This window comes from Micromonospora phytophila, assembly GCF_023656545.1.
In the GTDB taxonomy this organism is placed as follows: Bacteria; Actinomycetota; Actinomycetes; order Mycobacteriales; family Micromonosporaceae; genus Micromonospora; species Micromonospora phytophila.
Genome location: NZ_JAMOKF010000003.1, coordinates 20484 through 36970, shown reverse-complemented (window position 1 = coordinate 36970; position 16487 = coordinate 20484). Strand labels below are relative to the sequence as shown.

Below are 16487 nucleotides of genomic sequence, written 5' to 3'. Positions count from 1 at the left end.
CAGGAAGCGAGACGGGTGGCCTCAGCCTTCCGGGGGCATCGGCTCGACCCGGAACCCGCCTCTGCCGTCGATCCGAACCTCGTACAGCCGATCGAATCCGTCGGCGCCTCGGGGGCGCTGCAACCGCTTGAGCGTGGCGTACAGCCCGACGTCCGGTACCCGCGCCCGCTCCTCGCGCGCGGCGTTGCGCTCGAGCGCGCCCGGCAGGTCAGGTGGGAACCAGTAACCGACCGTAACCGCGCCATGGGCGCGGGCGGCTTCGATCAGCGGTTGCCACTCTCGGGGTGAGGGATTGGTGTTGTCCACGGCGACCGACTTGCCGGCCGCCAATGCGCCGTTGACCAGATCCATCTGGCGGCGCTGGCGATTGCGCGCATGCCGGAACGCGTCCTTGCTGACCACCACATGATCGGCCGCCAATGTACGGCGGCAGAACGTGGATTTCCCGGATCCCTGCAGCCCGATCAGGATCGCCACACCTTGCTTACCAGTCACAGCCCGCCTCCGGCACGGCACCTGGGGCCAACGGCATTCCCGACCCACTGACCTTCTCACCGGAGCCACTGTCCTTCTCGCCGGCCGAGCCAAATCCGAACCTCGCCGCCGGGGTTGGGGCGGCAGCAGTCAGGGAACCAGGACGATCTTGCCGGTGGTGGGGCCGGTCATGATCTCGTGGTGGGCGGTCGCGGCCTCGCGCAGCGGATGGGTCTTCGCAACCAGGACGCGCAGGCGCTCGGCGCCCGCCTCCGCGGTGAGCTGAAGCCGGGCTGCGTCGCGACCGCGGCGGGACCGGCGGAGGCGCGTGCTGTACGGGCTGAACGTCGCCGTCCACCCAGAGGTGCCCGCCGACCTCCTCCGGCACATGATCTACACCTATCCAACCTGCCGCCGGGCCGTCGAGCCCGATCTGGCGGCCTTCGCTCAGCTGTGCCGTGAATGGGAGGCGGTGAGCGGTGAGCAACGTTGAACAGGAGCCCGCCGAGCTGCGCTGGGCAACACCGGCCAACGGCAGGCGGGGAACGCGGCCGCCGCGGTCGACGTACTGGGCGCGTGCTGTCCCTTGGGCTGACCATGAGCGATGTACGCTGCCCCAGCACGCTCGAACGTTGATCCGGGCCTGGTGTTCCGCCGATCAATACGGGCCCCGGCGATGTCGCCGCGACGGGCGGCATGGACGTGGCCCCTTATCCGCACACCGGAGGGGCCCGCTCACTGAGCGATGCCGTCGCCCAAAGGCCGAGTCAGCGGTGCAGGCGGCGGGTGCAATTCCGCATTCTGATCTGGAACGATCGGCGCCTGCTCCAGGCCCGGCGCGAGTTCGATCAGTTCTACAACAGACACCGCGCCAGGGCATCGCGAACGCCCGCAGGTTGTACCCGTTGCCCGCGCAGGTCGCCAATCCGGCCAAGCTGGCCCGCCTCGACATCTGAAGACGCGACCGCCTCGGCGGCGTCCTCCACGAGTACGAGCCAGCTGTGTGACCTGCGCGGACGAGGTTTCGGCAAGTGCAATGCTGCTATGCCGCTTCGCGATCTTGCTCCCACTGCTTCAGCCAGGCTTTCCTGGCGAGGCCGGCGGGTGATCCGGGATTGCGGGCAGCCTCCACGATCTCGGCGATCCGGGGGCTGCGATCAGCGAGCACGTCGAGGATGGCATCCACCATCGGCGGTTCCAGCTCCAGTTGTAGCGTCCACTCGCTGCTGTCGTAGCAGCCGAAGATCGGGTTCTCCTGGTCAACCTCCATCAGCCGGCTTCCAGGAACGGCCTCGCCGTTGTGGCCGCCTGTGCTCGCTTCGACGAACAGTTGCGCCAGCAGTTCCTTCCCAAGAGGGCTGTCAAAGAATTCTGTTGATAGTGAGCCGTCCAGAAGCCAGTCGACGAACGCTGCGGCGTCGTCACCGCGTCGCGCGAGAATGACGTCCTCGCGTGGCGATTCGTCAAACCGGGTGGTGCAGGCCACGACACCGGAAGTAGCAAGCCCGATCGCCGTCCGATCGGTGCCGGAGGTTCTACTGGCCGTTTCGGTGAACCTCAACTCGCCCCACCTGGGGGCCAGAAGCGGCTCCGTTCCCCACGAGTCGGGGTCCTCGGGCAAGAACCGCTCACCGTCTGAGGTGGAGAAGACAGGCCAGCGAGCGCCGTTGACGTACAGCACACGGTGCATCCCTCTCTCCTGTGCGCTCTCGGCCTCTTCGATGTGCTTCTCCCACATGCCGTCGGACCACAGGCTCCGATCGACGGCTTCCCCGCCACCGGGGGCAGAAAGCGCCAGCGGCACGTTTCGTAGCGACTCCTGGTTTGCCTGGACCCGGGTGACCTCATTCGGGTGGACCTCACTGAGGGTTGGGTCGGCGCTGATGAGTGCGGCCACATCACTGCCAGGACAGGGGACCTCCAGCCCGTCGGCGCTGCGTCGCCACAGCATCTCCCCCCTCCGGAGCACCTGTGCCCGCTCAAGCAAGCGCTCTTCCTCGCCTCGGGGGCTGTAGCGCGCAATTTCATACATGAGCTCGCCGTCCATGCCGTTCTCCTTGCTTAGCTCCCGGCTCTCGGCCGGTTCGCAGCTGTTCTGAACCTGGTCCACTGCCACTTGTGAGAGTGCCGTGCCCGCCACCAGGTTCTAACGCATCCGGCGGATGATGGATCATGAGCGGCGGCAGTCTAAGCTCGGCCTTTTCGTACGGCCCAGCGGACCTGGAAGTGAGTGTCGTCGTTATCGCAGGTTGTAACCTCGTCGCCGGCTGCCGCAAGTCCGGTCCGGGTAGGTGCCAGGAGGCGCGGTAGCAGGCTGGCGGCCTAATCTGGAAGGGGTCTGCCGCAGCTGGCCAGTAGCGGGAAATGCTGCGCGCCGCCGGCACCTCACAAGGCGCAGCCCGCCACGCCGTGACCGCGCGGGGCGCGCGGACTGGCGCAGCGACGACATCGTGGCCATCACGGCCGTCGGTTGATAGCCGCGGTGCGCGGCCTGCTCACCCAGATCCACCCCGCCCTCGAACGATCGTAAACACCCACTCTCGCTGGCATCGACATTGGTTGCCTTCGGTGGTGAGCTCAACGCCGACGCGCGCGGCTGGCCTGCGGTCAGTTCGGCCCGCTTGATGGTGGGCGGGTTCGGCCGCGCTTGTGTGACTTGTAGGCGGCGTCCATCGAGGAGTATTTCGCCGCTCGGGCGATCATTCCCTGCTCGGTCTGGTCGACGAGGTAGGCCAGGGCGGTCGCCTCTTCGGCCATGTCGTCGTGCAGGTGGGCCGGCGCTACGGGGAGGGCGTCGGAGAGGGCGTCCTGCGCGTGACGGATCTCGGCGAGCGCTGCGTCGGAGGCACCGGCGCTGAGGTGGTCGGAGGCGCGACGTTTGGCCTGCTGTACCCGCAGGTAGACCAGTTCGGTGCGGACGGTCGAATCAGGTACCCGTCCCGCGGCCTGGTCACCGGGGACGACGTTGACATGCAGCGGCACGGTGAGCGTGTGCTGGGCCAGCGTGGGCAGCTCGACCCAGGTGAACTGGCAGGTGGCGACCTGAGCCAGCCCGAGGGCGGCGATGGCGGGGATGTCGAAGGTCAGCAGCAGTTTGCGGGTCTCGTCGGCGTAGAAGTTGCCGAGTTCGGCGAGAACGCCGTCACCGGTGGTGGTCGCGGGCATGTCGTTGACGATGTGGACCGCGCGTACGTGCGGTGAGGGCTGGATCAGCAGCGACGCTGCCTGAACGGTCTGGGACAGCAGGCCGTCGACCTCGCCGGCGATGAGCGCGCCGGCAGTGTCGGCTTCCTCGGCGAAGAGTTCGTTGCCGGAGCCGGCGCGGGCGATGGCCGACATGAGCCGTTCGTCGTAGCCGAGTCCGTAGCCCAGCGTCGAGGTGGTGATGTTGTCGGCGTGGGCCTTGGCGGCGATACCGCCCAGCGTGTCCGGGTCGGTGACGCCGGCGTTGGCGTGCCCGTCGGAGATGAGCAGTACGGTCGCTCCGGAGGGTCCGGCGATGCGGGCGGCTTCCTGCAGTCCGCGCAGGTAGCCGGCGGACAGGTCGGTGCTGCCGCGCGCGTCGAGCTTGGCGATCGCACGTTTCACCGCCTGCTTGTCCGACAGGGGGCCGGCTGCGACCGTTAGCTCGACCCGGTCGTCGAAGGCGACCAGCCCGAAGTTGTCGCCGGGATTCAGTTTGTCGATCAGGCCGAGCAGTGCAGTCTTCGCGCCGTCGAGGCGGCCACCGTGCATCGAGCCGCTGCGGTCGAGGACCACCTGCAGCGTGGATGCCGGGCGGGCGGCGTCGCGGGCCGACGCCGTGGGTGCGGTCAGTTCGACGAGCACGGACAGTTGATCGTCGGTCTCGAGTGCCAGCACGTCGACATCCAGATGTGCGGAGATGTGCATGGTGTCTCCTTGATGTGGCACGCAGGGGTGGGTACGCGAGCAGGGCCTGCCTCGGGACGGTAGTGAATCATCGCGGTGCGACACTCCGGCGGCCGCTGCTAGCCACGGCGCTGCGGGTAGCGAACGATCGGCGGCGTGAGCGTGACAACCGCCAGTGCCGATCCGGCGGGCGACAAACCCGGCCGGAGTGAGGATGCTTCCAGCCGCGCCGTCGCCGCCGTAGGAACCACCTGACACGCACCCCTCGGCCGCCTGTCAGTCACCGCAGCGCAACACGCCGAACTGTCGGCGTCGGCGGCCCGAGCGACGACGGTGCTCGGCGAGGACACCACCCAGAAACTCGGCACCTGGCCGCGTACCGCCCCAGCGATGATTGCTGCCGAGAATTACATCCGGGCTGGTCAAGCGGCATCCTGCCAGCGTTCTACGCGGCGCGGTCCTCGACGGTGCCGCTCAGCGGGCTCTCTTCGTCGCCCGCTTGCGGGGCGGCGTCAACAGGTCGGCTATCGCCGCGATCGCCGACGGCACCAGGCGGTAGTACGCCCAGACGCCGCGCTTCTCGCGCTCGAGCAGGCCGGCCTCGGTGAGGATCCGCAGGTGATGACTCACGGTCGGCTGGGAGAGACCAAGCGGCGCGGTGAGGTCACTCACGGACGCCTCGCCCTCCGGAGCGGACTGGATCAGACTGAGCAGTCGCAGTCGGGCCGGATCGGCGAATGCCTTCAGCACTCCCGCGAGCCGCTCGGCGTCGGCACGCTTGATCGGCTCGCCAGCGAGCGGCGAGATAGCAGGCAGAGCAGTTTTCGCAGGTCCCACGCCGTTCATCGTCGCACCAACACCGTCGATAGGCCGGTCGAACCAGGACCCGGTCGCCATCGGTTTGCGGGCAGGAAACCGTGTTGACCTGTCCCGGCCGTGTCAGCGGCCGGATGAGCGAGTGTCGACCCCCGGGGCCGACGGGTGACCGGCGGCCGGGCAGCTGAATGAACGGGTTCCATTCGGCGAGAGCTTGCGGTCAGAGTTGACGGTAACGGATCCGGCGGGTCTGGAGGCGGTCCGCCGGGTCGACGTCGAGCAGGGTGGCCAGCTCGTGCGCCAGTACCGCCCCCAGCCGGTCGAGGAACGCCGCGGGCTCGTCGGCGGCGTCGGGTCGCTCGGCCACGATCCGGTCCACAATGCCCCTTGCCCACAGGTCCTGCGCGCGGATGCCCTGCGCGGCGGAGACCTGCGGCGCCCGCTCGACGGTGCGATGGAGGATCGCCGACGCGCCCTCCGGCGGCAGCGGCGAGAGCCAGCCGTGCGCTGCGGCGATGACACGGTCGGCCGGCAGCAGGGCCAAGGCGGCGCCGCCGCTGCCCTGACCCAACAACACGCACAGGGTCGGCACCGGCAGGGTGACGAGATCGGCAAGGCAATGGGCGATCTCCCCGGCCAGGCCACCCTCCTCGGCCTGTGGCGACAGGGCGGCGCCCGGCGTGTCGACAACGGTGACGACGGGCAGGCCCAACTCTGCGGCGAGCTTGAACCCCCGCCGGACGGCCCGCAGGCCCGCGGGGTCAGGCGGGCTGTCGCGCCGGTCGTGTCCGACAACCACGGCGGCGGCTTCCCCGAAGCGAGCCAGCGCCACGATCACACCGGCTCCGGTTTCCCCGCTCTGCGTACCGTGCAACGGCACGACATCCCGGCCGGCGTGTCTCAGCAGTCCGCGGATTCCGGGACGGTCCGCCCGGCGGGATCGCCGGACGGCGTCCCAGGCGGTGTGCTCGCCGGGCGGGTCCTCCATCGGGCTCGGCGTACGGGGGAGGCGGCGCGGCGCGCTGAGAGTGGCCAGCGCTCGCTCGGCCAGCGGCGCCACCTGCTCCGGCGCAACGACCGCGTCGATCAGACCGTGTTTGTGGAGGTTCTCGGCGACCTGCACGCCGGCCGGGAACGGCGAGCCGGTCAGCGCCTCGTGCACCTTCGGCCCGAGGAAGCCGATCAGCGCGCCCGGCTCGGCGACTGTCAGGTGCCCGAGGGACCCCCACGACGCGTACACGCCGCCGGTTGTCGGGTGCCGCAGATATACGAGGTATGGCAGCCCCGCGACCTTGTGCGCGGTGATCGCCTGGCTGATCTTCACCATCTGCACGAACGCGATCGAGCCTTCCTGCATCCGGGTGCCGCCGCTCGCGGGCGCGGCAAGCAACGGAATCCGCTCGGCGGTCGCCCGCTCGACGGCCCGGGTGAGCCGCTCGGCCGCCGCGACGCCAATCGAGCCGCCGAGAAATGCGAACTCGCCGGCGATGACGGCGACCCGCCGCCCGCCGAGCCGGCCCGCGCCGGTGATGACCGCCTCGTCGACGCCTGTAGTCCGGCGCGCGGAGGCCAGGGCAGCCGCATAGTCGGCGTCGAGCGGGGCCGGATCGGCAACCGCCTCATCCCACGACACCCACGTGCCGGGGTCGATGACCAGTTCGATCAGGTCCCGTGCCGATCTCCTCACACCCGGTCGACCTCCGCGTACGGGCGGCCGTCGGAGAGCCGTGCATAGCCCGGACCGCGGTCGAAGAATGACTCCTCACCGGTGCGCTGGCTCCTCAGCGTCGGGCAAAGTGCTCCCGAGGCGGCCTCGTCAACCTCGTCGCCAGCCATGATCACACCATAGTCGTCGTGGGCCCGGGCAATGGAGGAAGAAGATGACCTCGGAAGATTGGTCCTCGGCGAGGGGGTCCCGCGCAGGGGAGGTGCCTTCCATCAAGGTCGACGCGTGTCGTCAGTCGACCAGCTCGGCGATCTGGCGCAGCTGCTGTGGGCCGCCCGAAACCAGCAGAGTGGTGATCACGCTCTCGCGCCACCGCTGCAGCTCGTCCTTGATCTTTGCGGTCGGCCCGATCAGCGCGATGTCCTCCACCAGTGCGGTCGGCACGGCGGCGATCGCCTCCTGCTTGTTGCCCGCCAGGTACGCCTCGGTGATGACGTCGCACTCCCGCTCGTATCCGAGGCGGGCGATGACGTCCCGGTGGAAGTTGGCCGACTTGGCACCCATGCCGCCGACGTACAGCGCGACGAACGGCCGGATCCGATCGGCCGCCCGCTCCACGTCGTCGTCGACGACGATCGGCACGGTCGCGGCGATCTCGAACTCGTCCGGGCCACGGCGGGCGCCCGGTCGGGCGAAGCCTTCGGCTAGCGCGGCGCGGTAGAAGCCGTCCGCCTTGGGGGAGAAGAACAGCGGCAGCCAGCCGTCGGCGATCTCGGCGGCCAGCGCCACGTTCTTCGGCCCTTCGGCGGCGAGGAGAATCGGGATGTCGGTGCGCAGCGGGTGGACGGTGGACTTCAGCGGCTTGCCCAGGCCGGTGCCGCCGCGCTGCGGCAGCTGGTAGAACGCGCCGTCGTACTGGACCGGGCCGGTGCGGGCGAGGACGGCGCGGACGATTTCGATGTACTCCCGGGTGCGGGCCAGCGGCCGCGGGTACGGCTGGCCGTACCATCCCTCCACGACCTGCGGGCCGGAGGCCCCGAGCCCGAGGATGAACCGACCGCCGGACAGGTGGTCGAGGGTGAGCGCCGCCATCGCGGCGGCGGTCGGCGTACGGGCCGAGATCTGCATGATGTTGGTGCCCAGCCGCACCCGGGAGGTGCTGGCGCCCCACCAGGCGAGCGGGGTCAGGCAGTCCGACCCGTACGCCTCGGCGGCCCAGACCGAGTCGAAGCCGAGGCGGTCGGCCTCCGCGATGGCCTCCGTGACGCCGGTGGGTGGGCCGGCGGACCAGTAGCCGGTGGTGTACCCGAGTTTCATCTCGCGTCCTCCAGGATCACGGGGCGATGCCGTCGGCGGCAAGGCCTGCGACGACCGACTCGCTCAACGTGGTGACGGCGGACAGGGGGCGGACCATGACCGTGAACTCCTCGATCAGACCGTCGTCGCCGAGCTGGAGCAGGTCGAGGCCGTGGATCTGCTTGCCACGCACGGTCGCGCGGAAGATGAGGATGTGCGACTCGACCGGCCGACTGGTCGAGCCGATCTCGGCCTCGCCGGTCAGCTGCCCGACGTACCGAAAATCCTCGAAGGTGCGTAGAAGTACGCGGAGGAGCCCGTTAACGGCCTGCGCCCCCTCGATCGGTGTGAACTTCACCGGGCTGTAGAAGCGCACGTCCGGGCTGAACAGCCCGTCGAACGCGGCCAGGTCCCGGGCCTCGACGGCGGCACGGAACCGCTCGACGGTCGTCACGGCTGCCTCCCCTATAGTCAACGATAGGAGTAGTCATATCACTGACTATGGGACGAGGGAAGCGGGAGGTTGCGCCGATGGCGCTGCGCCACGCGGTGCTGGCGGCACTGCTCGACGGCGAGTACAGCGGGTATCAGCTGGCAAAGGCCTTCGACGTGTCGCTGTCGAACTTCTGGTACGCGGTGCCGCAGCAGCTCTACGCCGAGCTGGCCAAGCTGGAGCGCGAGGGGCTGATCGCCGGCCGGCAGGTCATCCAGCACGACCGGCCCAACAAGCGACTGTTCACGGTCACCGACGCCGGCCTCGCGGAGCTGGCCGCGTTCACCGCGACGCCGTCGAAGCCGTCGTCCATCCGGGAGGACCTGCTCGTCATGGTCCAGGCCGTCGACCGGCTGGACCCGACCCCGGTCATCGCCCAGCTCGAGGAGCGGGCGGTCGCGGCCGCGGCGAAGGTGGAGATCTTCGACCGGATGCTCCGGCGGTTGCGTGGCGAGCTGGACGAGGAGACGTTCCTGCGCGAAGGCGACCGGATCGGGCCGTACCTGACGTGTCTGCGCGGCCGCCGGTTCGAGCAGGAGAACCGCGAGTGGTGCGAGCAGGTCACGGCGCTTCTGCGTGCCCGGGCGCCGCTGCCGGGCTGACCCCGCTATCTGGGTGGGCTGGATCGGTCGTCGTACATCCGGCCAGGGGCGATGATGCCGGAGGCGGTGGCGAGGGCGGCGACGACCCAGCTGGCCATGCGGACGCCGGCGAGGTCAGCGACGGCGCCGGCGAGCAGGGCGGTCGGCGAAGCCGCCGTCGCACCACAGTAGGTGGACGCCGACGGGCCATGAGGACTCGACTGCTGCCGTTATCGGGCCGCCAGTTGTAGTTCGCCACTAACGACGATCATGGGTTCGTGGTCAACGTCGCCCCTCGGACACGACCCATAACCCCACGGTGCGCGCTGAGGTCCACTGCAGCGTGCACCGTTGCGTTCCGGTCTGTTGGTGAGTCGGAGGCCTGGCTGCCGGTAGACCTCGGCTTTGTCGTCCGGGTCGGCGTCGCGCAGCACGATGGCGATGTCGCCGAGTGCTCGGACGAGGTCGGCGATCTGAGTACGGCTCATCCGGCGCGGCTCAGTTCGCTGTGTCGATTGCAGGTCTGCTGCGGCTCGTGCCCGTTCGGCTTGGGGCGCCGGACCGCGTCGGCGACGGCCCAGGGTGCTGCTGCGGCTGGCGACGGCGCACGGCGCCGCCCGGCATAAAGGAGGGCCCGACCGTGAGGCGGAGCGTTCACCTCCGCCTCACGGGTCGGTCCCGATTTCAGGTGTCAGCGTTTGCCGGCGTAGCGGACGACTCGCTGCGCCAGGTGATCCAGGGCAGCGAACTGCACCTCGGTCAGCGGGTCGGTGTTGTTGGCGCCCGTGCCGTGGGAGACCCCGTAGGGGTTTCCGTCGGCGAACTTCAACGGGTCGGTGTAACCGGGCGGCACGATGATGCCGCCGAAGTGATAGATGGTGTTGTAGAGCGCCAGCAACGTCGCCTCCTGGCCGCCGTGGGGCGTCTGCGCGGCCGTGAAGCCCGCGTACACCTTGTCGGCCAGCAGGCCCTGCACCCACTGCGGGCCGAGGGTGTCCAGGAATTGTTTGAGCTGGCTGGAGACGTTGCCATAGCGGACAGGGGTGCCGAACAGCACGGCATCAGCCCAGACGACGTCATCGGCGGTGGCCTTCGGCTCGTCCTTGGTCCGGTCGAAGTGTTGGCTCCATGCCGCGTTGGAGGCGATGGCCTCGTCGGGAGCGAGCTCGGGACACTGCCGAAGGCGGACTTCAGCGCCGGCCTTCTGCCCAGCTTCGGCCAGGCGCTCGGCCATCGCATGGACGGTGCCGGTAGCCGAGTAGTAGATGACGGACAGCTTGACGCTGGTCATGGCAGCTTCTCCTGGTGTGGCTGCCCTCCCGGGGCAGGTGGTCGCTCAGCAGGTCCCAGCGTATGTGCCTTTCGCGGCGCTTAGCGCCTATTTCATCGCATCCACCCTTGGCTGAAAATGACGGCGCACGACCCTCTGCCGGATGGCTGTCACCCGCTCACCGGAGCCTGCGCGCAGGCTGCGGCAACTGCGCTTTGGCAGATCAACGTTAAGGGCGGCGAGCTATGCAAACCCGGCCAGGCTGGCCAGCGTGCTGGCAACCAGCCGGTATCGAGGATGCCTCGCGAACGTATGACCACAGTGATCGAGCCAGAGCTCGTCCGTCTGGCGCCGCAGGCGATCGGGCGGCGACCTCGGCGCTGCTCACCGACCTACGCCCCGGCCTCCGCTACTGCCGGGCCGCCTGGGCCGCATCGACGGCGCGTACGCCACCGCCGGCGACGTCGCCCAAGAGGTCTGCCTGGCGGTGCTGCGGGCGCTGCCCGCCACCGCAACCTGGTCCCTCACCAACCCTGACAGGTATGGAGTTGTCCCCGGATGTCATCCGAGGCCGCACGGATCTCGTCGTCAGCGCCGATACTGGCAAAGACCGACATGAGGAGCCTCAATTACAAGTAACCCGATGGACGAGATGCTGCGCCGGTGGAAGGCCGCGTTCGACGGCCACCGCGTGGAGGCCATGGCCGATCTGTTCACCCCGGATGCCCTGTTCCAGGGCTTCGGGCCTCGGGTCCTGACCGGCCGGGACGCGGTTCGCGCCTACTACGAGGCAGTGCCCGACAACCGCAGCGCCGACGTGGCCCTGCTGCACACGTACATGATCGGCCAGGAGGCAGCCGGGGGGTTCGCGCATGTCACCTTCCGGGACCCCACCGGCTGGGAAGCCCCGGTGCACCTGTCGCTGGTTCTCCAGCTCAGCGCGGGCACCTGGCGGATCCGCCAGTATCACGTCTCGAGGATCAGCATCGAGCACTGACCGAGGGGTCGCTGCTGCGGCGCCCGTTGATGCCATAGCGACCAACCTCGACTGACTGCCAGGCGCCGGCAATGACGAGAGCGCCGGTGCCGGGAAAGCCCTTTCACGCGGTCCGGTCAGCCCTGCCCGGATCGTTGGGGTGTGGCTCCAGTGCGGTGACAACCGCGGTCATCCACGGACGAAGCGGCAAAGTGCCGAGTGCCTTCTCGTGCAATTCGCCCTCGCTGGTAGCGCGCCACAGACCGACGCTGCGCAGCTCGCCGACCGGTCGCCACAACCGCACCAAGTGCCCCGCCGCCGCAAGCTCCGCAGCACGCGCCGCTTCGGCGGCGCGGCGTCGGTCGACCTCGGCCGGTTCGGTGCCCGCAGGGACGCTGGTAGTGAGCTCTACCAGGAACTCCTTCATGGCCGTACTCCGTTCGAGGCGGGAGCGTGGTGCAGCGCTCGGTGGAGCGAGAAGACGATCAGTCAATTACAGGTTAGACGACCCATCGTGCTGCGATCCTCCGGAGAGGATGTCTGACGGCTACCCGCCGGTGTTGGTCGTGGGGCGGGAGAGGTTCCCATCGAAGCCGGGCAGGATGGCGCAGGCCGCGGACAGGTCCCGGACGGCACCGAGGACGGTGCCGTCCGGGCGGATGACTGCGGTGTGGGCGCGGCCGTCTCTCAGCCAGCGGTGAAGTTCGCTGCCGGGCCGCGCGGCGATGAAAGCTGCTCCGCGCCGTTGGATGTCTGCTTGTAGGGTGGCGGGCGGCTCGGAGGACGCGACGATCGCGAAGCGCCCCGCGGCCACGTCGTCGAGGCGGCGCTCGCCGTCGAGGATGGCGTTCGGGCACAGTCGGCCCGCGAGGGCGCGGCGCAGACGTGGCCGCAGCACCAGGGCGGACCGGCGTAGCGCGGGTGTCTCACTGTCCGTGGCCAGGTCCTTGAGACGGGGTACGAGGTGCAGGCGCGGCGCCACCGCGCGGCGGATCACGTCGCCCGCTCTACCGCCGGCCGTCATCGCGGCGCCGATGATCTTCGCCAGCTTGATCATGGCGCGAGCGTGCTGCTTGCGTTCGATCTCGTAGGTGTCGAGCACGGCCTCGGGCAGGGTCCCGTGGAGCACGCCGGCGAGTTTCCAGGCGAGGTTCATCGCGTCGCGCAGCCCGGCTCCCATGCCCTGGCCGATGAACGGTGGGGTGAGGTGCGCTGCGTCGCCGAGCAGGAACACCCGCCGGTCGCGCCACCGGTCGGCGACCTGGGCGCGGAAGGTGTACTCGGCCGCACGGACGACCTGCAACTTCCCGGCGGGGGTGTTGCCCGTCCAGGGCGCGATCAGCGGATGCAGCCGGGTCATGTCGCGGAAGTCGTCGGCGGTCTCGCCGGGCGCGAGCCGGAATTCCCAGCGGTAGCGGGTCTTTCCGACGCGCATGTAGGTGCCGGCGCGGGTCGGGTCGCAGAGCTGGTGTACGCCTTCCCACTGGTCGAGGTCGACCTCGGTGACCACGTCGATGACGAGCCAGCGTTGCGTGAACCCCAGGTCCTGCATGCTGGCGTCGATCGAGGCCCTCGTCAGGCTGTTGGCGCCGTCGCAACCCAAGACGTACGACGCGCGGACGACGTCGTGCCCGCCGGTTGCCGTGTCGGTGACGTCCAGCCGTACGCCGTCAGCGTTCTGGGTCAGCGCGGTGACCTCGGTGCTGCCGCGCAGGGTGGCGCTGCCGTAGTTCTTGAGGTTCCGGCGGAGGATCGCCTCAAGCTCCGGCTGGTCGAACATGCTCCCCTGGGGGTAGCCGTGTCTGCCCGGCGCCACGTCGCGCTGGAACTCGGCCAGCACCCGCATGGTCCGGTCGACCAGTCGCAGGCCCCGGTGCGGCCTGGAGATTGCGGCGAACTCGTCCCGGAGCCCGAGGCGCGCCAGGATGCGGTGCACCTCGTCGTCGAGGGCGACGGCGCGAGGCAGGGGATAGACCGATCCCCACTGTTCGAGGATCAGGCACTCGACGCCGTACTGGGCGAGCAGCGTCGCGGCGGTGAGCCCGGTGGGGCCCGCGCCCACGATCACTACCGGAACCACTGTCATCGTGCCGCCAGCTGAAGAACGAGGTAGGTGGCGACCAGGAGCCCGCAGACGAGCGCCGGGGCGTACTTGCGCGGGCCGTCTCCCTTGCGCAGGTGTACGACGACGGCTCCGCCGAGCAGGAGCAGCAGCCCGGCCCCGGCGAGGACGCCGATCAGCGGCTGGACCAGGCCGATGAGCAGTCCCACCACCGCGGCGACCTCGAGCAGGCCGATGCGGCGATAGGCGGCGACGGAGAAACCGGCCTCCGCGGCCAGCGCACGCATGGGGTTGAGAGCCAGGATCTTGGCCGTGCCCAGGGCGAGGAAGATCAGGGCGAGCAGCACCGCGAGGATGGCAGCAGCGAGCGTCATGACACAACAACCAATCGCCATTCAATGGCATAACGGCCCAGGACGGCCTTGATGGCCGCCTGGTCGGCGGATGGAGAAACGGTGACGGTAGCCACGATGGAGCTACCCTCGGTCGTGGTCTTGATGTGGAGGACCTCCGGGACCTTGTCGAGCGCGGCGCGGACTTCCCGCCGGATGGCGTCCGTGCGCAGTGCGGGCTTGTGGAGCTTGCCGACGGCGGTGACGGGAATCCGCTGGTAGGGCAGGCGCTGCCCGACCGAGCCCGGCCGCGACACGTCGGGGAAGCTGCGCGCGCTGGCGCAGGTGGCCTCGGTCAGCCCGTAGCCCTCGATCAGGGCTGTCCCGGTGTGGGCCCGGAAGTCGTCGCGGACCGTGGCGGGCAGCGGCGAGGCCCCCACCATCGGAAACCGCAGGCTGCTGATGTCGGCGTCGACCGGTACTGCGCCAGCGTGGCGTACACGGTGGGCACCGCGCTCATGGCGGCGATCCGGTAGTGCTCGACGATCTTCCAGAACGCGCCGTACAGCGCGGGGTCGCGGTAGCCGAGCGGTCCGGCCCACACCGCGGCCTGCCCTCTGAAGAGCGTGAGCGCGAGTCTTCCTACTGATCGTGTTGCCGGCGCACCATCTCGGTGATCCAGATGGGCGCGAACGGAGACGTGCAGTTCGGGGGAGTCGGGTAGTTTTTGAGGACCTCCAAGCGCTCGCCAATGTCGATTGCACGGGCGCGGTGCTCGGCGTGCTCGATGCCGATCTGAGCCAGGCAGTGGTTCATCGCCCACTGCAGGCGATCCGGGGCGTCTTTCATCTCCGCCTCGACGACGTCGAGCAGTCCTGCGAGGTCGAGGCCCTCGGGCTTCTTCGCCACGCGTTCGGTGGTCAACGCCCAGCCGGCACTCGCGACCACCGGATCCGGATCGGCGGACCAGGCCAGGCGCAGCTCTTCGGAGTGCGGATTCCTCTTCACCACGTAGTTCACGAGCCAGTCGTGCACCTTGGGGGTGCGCGCCTCGCGCAACATGACGTCCAATTCCTCACGCTCGAACGCCTTCGGGCGGCAGATCAGGATCGCCAGCAGTCTCGCCGCGCTGTCATCTGTCTCCCAGAGCTGGCACGCGAGTTCCTGCTGCGTCTTCAACCGCTTCGCGAGCGCGCGCAGCTTGCCGAGGTTCACACCGTGATCATCACCGTGTTTCTCGTTCACCTCGCGTGCCCTCGGGTCCTCGAGCTCGGCCAGCTCGGCCATCAACTCGGCCACCGTCGTCTCGGTCAGCGTCGTCCCGGCCACCTCAGCCTCCTGTCCATCACGTGCGAGCTGCAGCCTACGACGGAAGTCGGCCTCCGGTCGTACACGCCGCTTCCGGCGGCAGCCACCGGCACGAAACCCCCGTCCTCACACAATTGCAGCAGTTCTCCGGCACCACCTGGGAGCCAGCCTGCAGACCGGCCCGGCTGCGAGAGCAGTCAGCGGTACCGGCGGGCGTTGAGGCGGGCGGCTTGGCGTGTCAGGTGGTCGCGCTCTGCGAGGTTGGGTGCCTTCTGGGCCGCCTCGGCGTACAGCCGTGCCGCCGTGGACAGGGCGCCGTCGCGTTCGTGCAGGTACGCCGCCACGGCCGTGTGGCGGGGCAGTGCGTCGTCCAGCGCCGCGAGCGCCGCCAGCCCGGCGCGCGGTCCGTCGGCCTCGCCGACGGCCACCGCCCGGTTGAGCCGGACGACCGGGCTGTCGGTCAGGCGCGTGAGTTCGTCGTACCACTCGACGATCTGCACCCAGTCGGTCTCCTCGGCGGTGGGCGCGTCGGCGTGCAGTGCCGCGATGGCGGCCTGGGCCTGGAACTCGCCCAGCCGGTCGCGGGCCAGGGCCGCCTGCAGGATCTGCACGCCCTCGGCGATCGACGTGGTGTCCCATCGGCGGCGGTCCTGCTCGGCGAGCGGCACCAGGCTGCCGTCGGGCGCGGTCCGGGCGGCGCGCCGGGCGTGGTGCAGCAGCATGAGGGCGAGCAGCCCCGCCACCTCGGGCTGGTCGATCGCGGCCGCGAGTTGCCTGGTGAGCCGGATGGCCTCGGCAGCGAGGTCGACGTCGCCGGAATAGCCCTCGTTGAAGACCAGGTAGAGCACGCGCAGCACGGTGGCGACGTCGCCGGGCTGGTCGAAGCGCACACCGGAGACGGTGCGCTTGGCCCGGCTGATGCGCTGCGCCATGGTCGCCTCGGGCACCAGGTAGGCGTGGGCGATCTGGCGGGTGGTCAGCCCGCCGACGGCGCGCAGCGTGAGCGCGACCGCGGACGACGGTGTCAGCGACGGGTGGGCGCACAGGAAGTAGAGCTGGAGCGTGTCGTCGACCGTGGGCGCAGGCCCGGGCGCCGCCTGCTCGTCGACGAGGTTCTCACGTCGGCGGCGGGCGGCGTCGGCCCGGGTCGCGTCGAGGAACCGGCGCCAGGCCACGGTGACCAGCCAGCCCTTCGCATCCCGCGGCGGGTCGGTCGGCCAGGCGCGGACCGCCTCGACCAGCGCGTCCTGCACGGCGTCCTCGGCCGCCGCGAAGTCGGCTCCGCGGCGGACGAGGACGCCGAGCACGGTCGGCGTGAGGCTCCGGAGCAGGGCCTCGTCCAT

At 69.7% G+C, this 16487-nt stretch carries 19 protein-coding genes; 2 read left to right on the top strand and 17 right to left on the bottom strand.

What is annotated here, in order from left to right:
• Window positions 1–21 precede the first annotated feature (21 nt).
• The 10 genes from NCC78_RS00960 to NCC78_RS00920 form a co-directional block, all read right to left on the bottom strand.
• Window positions 22–477: an ATP-binding protein gene (locus NCC78_RS00960; protein ID WP_250791135.1), complete on the bottom strand. Its 456-nt coding sequence runs from the start codon at window positions 475–477 to the stop codon at window positions 22–24.
• A 147-nt stretch (window positions 478–624) separates the two neighbouring features.
• A complete protein-coding gene (locus NCC78_RS00955) occupies window positions 625–864 on the bottom strand; it encodes a zinc-binding dehydrogenase (protein ID WP_250791134.1) in 240 nt (79 codons plus the stop codon).
• A gap of 345 nt (window positions 865–1209) precedes the next feature.
• A complete protein-coding gene (locus NCC78_RS31910; RefSeq protein WP_284706194.1) occupies window positions 1210–1341 on the bottom strand; it encodes a hypothetical protein in 132 nt (43 codons plus the stop codon).
• 175 nt (window positions 1342–1516) lie between these two features.
• Window positions 1517–2521 (bottom strand): hypothetical protein, encoded by a 1005-nt coding sequence (locus tag NCC78_RS00950; protein ID WP_250791133.1) that lies wholly within the window; start codon window positions 2519–2521, stop codon window positions 1517–1519.
• Window positions 2522–3081: 560 nt separating this feature from the next.
• A complete protein-coding gene (locus NCC78_RS00945) occupies window positions 3082–4365 on the bottom strand; it encodes a vWA domain-containing protein (RefSeq protein WP_250791132.1) in 1284 nt (427 codons plus the stop codon).
• A gap of 453 nt (window positions 4366–4818) precedes the next feature.
• Window positions 4819–5190, bottom strand: a complete 372-nt coding sequence (locus NCC78_RS00940) for an ArsR/SmtB family transcription factor (protein WP_250791181.1) — start codon at window positions 5188–5190, stop codon at window positions 4819–4821.
• Between the two features lie 190 nt (window positions 5191–5380).
• Window positions 5381–6847, bottom strand: coding sequence for a carboxyl transferase domain-containing protein (locus NCC78_RS00935; protein WP_250791131.1), 1467 nt, complete (start codon window positions 6845–6847; stop codon window positions 5381–5383).
• Entirely contained in the window at window positions 6844–6996 is a 153-nt protein-coding gene (locus NCC78_RS00930) for a hypothetical protein (protein ID WP_250791130.1), read from the bottom strand. Before NCC78_RS00930 ends, NCC78_RS00935 begins: the two co-directional genes overlap by 4 nt.
• 121 nt (window positions 6997–7117) lie before the next feature.
• On the bottom strand, window positions 7118–8143 hold the full coding sequence (locus NCC78_RS00925; protein WP_250791129.1) for an LLM class F420-dependent oxidoreductase: 1026 nt from the start codon (window positions 8141–8143) through the stop codon (window positions 7118–7120).
• 16 nt (window positions 8144–8159) lie between these two features.
• On the bottom strand, window positions 8160–8576 hold the full coding sequence (locus NCC78_RS00920; RefSeq protein WP_250791128.1) for a nuclear transport factor 2 family protein: 417 nt from the start codon (window positions 8574–8576) through the stop codon (window positions 8160–8162).
• 77 nt (window positions 8577–8653) lie between these two features.
• Between NCC78_RS00920 and NCC78_RS00915 the strand changes: the two genes are divergently transcribed.
• Window positions 8654–9217 carry a PadR family transcriptional regulator gene (locus NCC78_RS00915; RefSeq protein ID WP_250791127.1) on the top strand — a complete coding sequence of 188 codons (564 nt, stop codon included), beginning with the start codon at window positions 8654–8656 and terminating at the stop codon, window positions 9215–9217.
• A gap of 670 nt (window positions 9218–9887) precedes the next feature.
• Here the strand turns inward: NCC78_RS00915 and wrbA are convergent.
• On the bottom strand, window positions 9888–10487 hold the full coding sequence (wrbA, locus tag NCC78_RS00910) for an NAD(P)H:quinone oxidoreductase type IV (RefSeq protein ID WP_250791126.1): 600 nt from the start codon (window positions 10485–10487) through the stop codon (window positions 9888–9890).
• A 622-nt stretch (window positions 10488–11109) separates the two neighbouring features.
• On the opposite strand from wrbA, the gene NCC78_RS00905 reads away from it, so the two are divergent.
• Window positions 11110–11463 (top strand): YybH family protein, encoded by a 354-nt coding sequence (locus tag NCC78_RS00905; protein ID WP_250791125.1) that lies wholly within the window; start codon window positions 11110–11112, stop codon window positions 11461–11463.
• Between the two features lie 103 nt (window positions 11464–11566).
• On the opposite strand, the gene NCC78_RS00900 is transcribed toward NCC78_RS00905, so the two are convergent.
• From NCC78_RS00900 to NCC78_RS00875, 6 genes are all read right to left on the bottom strand, one after another.
• A complete protein-coding gene (locus NCC78_RS00900; RefSeq protein WP_250791124.1) occupies window positions 11567–11869 on the bottom strand; it encodes a muconolactone Delta-isomerase family protein in 303 nt (100 codons plus the stop codon).
• A gap of 120 nt (window positions 11870–11989) precedes the next feature.
• Window positions 11990–13528: a bifunctional 3-(3-hydroxy-phenyl)propionate/3-hydroxycinnamic acid hydroxylase MhpA gene (gene mhpA, locus NCC78_RS00895; protein WP_284706193.1), complete on the bottom strand. Its 1539-nt coding sequence runs from the start codon at window positions 13526–13528 to the stop codon at window positions 11990–11992.
• Window positions 13525–13878 carry a DoxX family protein gene (locus NCC78_RS00890; protein WP_250791122.1) on the bottom strand — a complete coding sequence of 118 codons (354 nt, stop codon included), beginning with the start codon at window positions 13876–13878 and terminating at the stop codon, window positions 13525–13527. The genes mhpA and NCC78_RS00890 overlap by 4 nt, the downstream gene beginning before the upstream one ends.
• Window positions 13875–14438 carry an AMP-binding protein gene (locus NCC78_RS00885; RefSeq protein ID WP_250791121.1) on the bottom strand — a complete coding sequence of 188 codons (564 nt, stop codon included), beginning with the start codon at window positions 14436–14438 and terminating at the stop codon, window positions 13875–13877. The genes NCC78_RS00890 and NCC78_RS00885 overlap by 4 nt, the downstream gene beginning before the upstream one ends.
• A gap of 40 nt (window positions 14439–14478) precedes the next feature.
• Window positions 14479–15123, bottom strand: coding sequence for a DNA alkylation repair protein (locus NCC78_RS00880; RefSeq protein WP_308220843.1), 645 nt, complete (start codon window positions 15121–15123; stop codon window positions 14479–14481).
• A 218-nt stretch (window positions 15124–15341) separates the two neighbouring features.
• Window positions 15342–16487, bottom strand: a complete 1146-nt coding sequence (locus NCC78_RS00875; protein ID WP_250791119.1) for an RNA polymerase sigma factor — start codon at window positions 16485–16487, stop codon at window positions 15342–15344.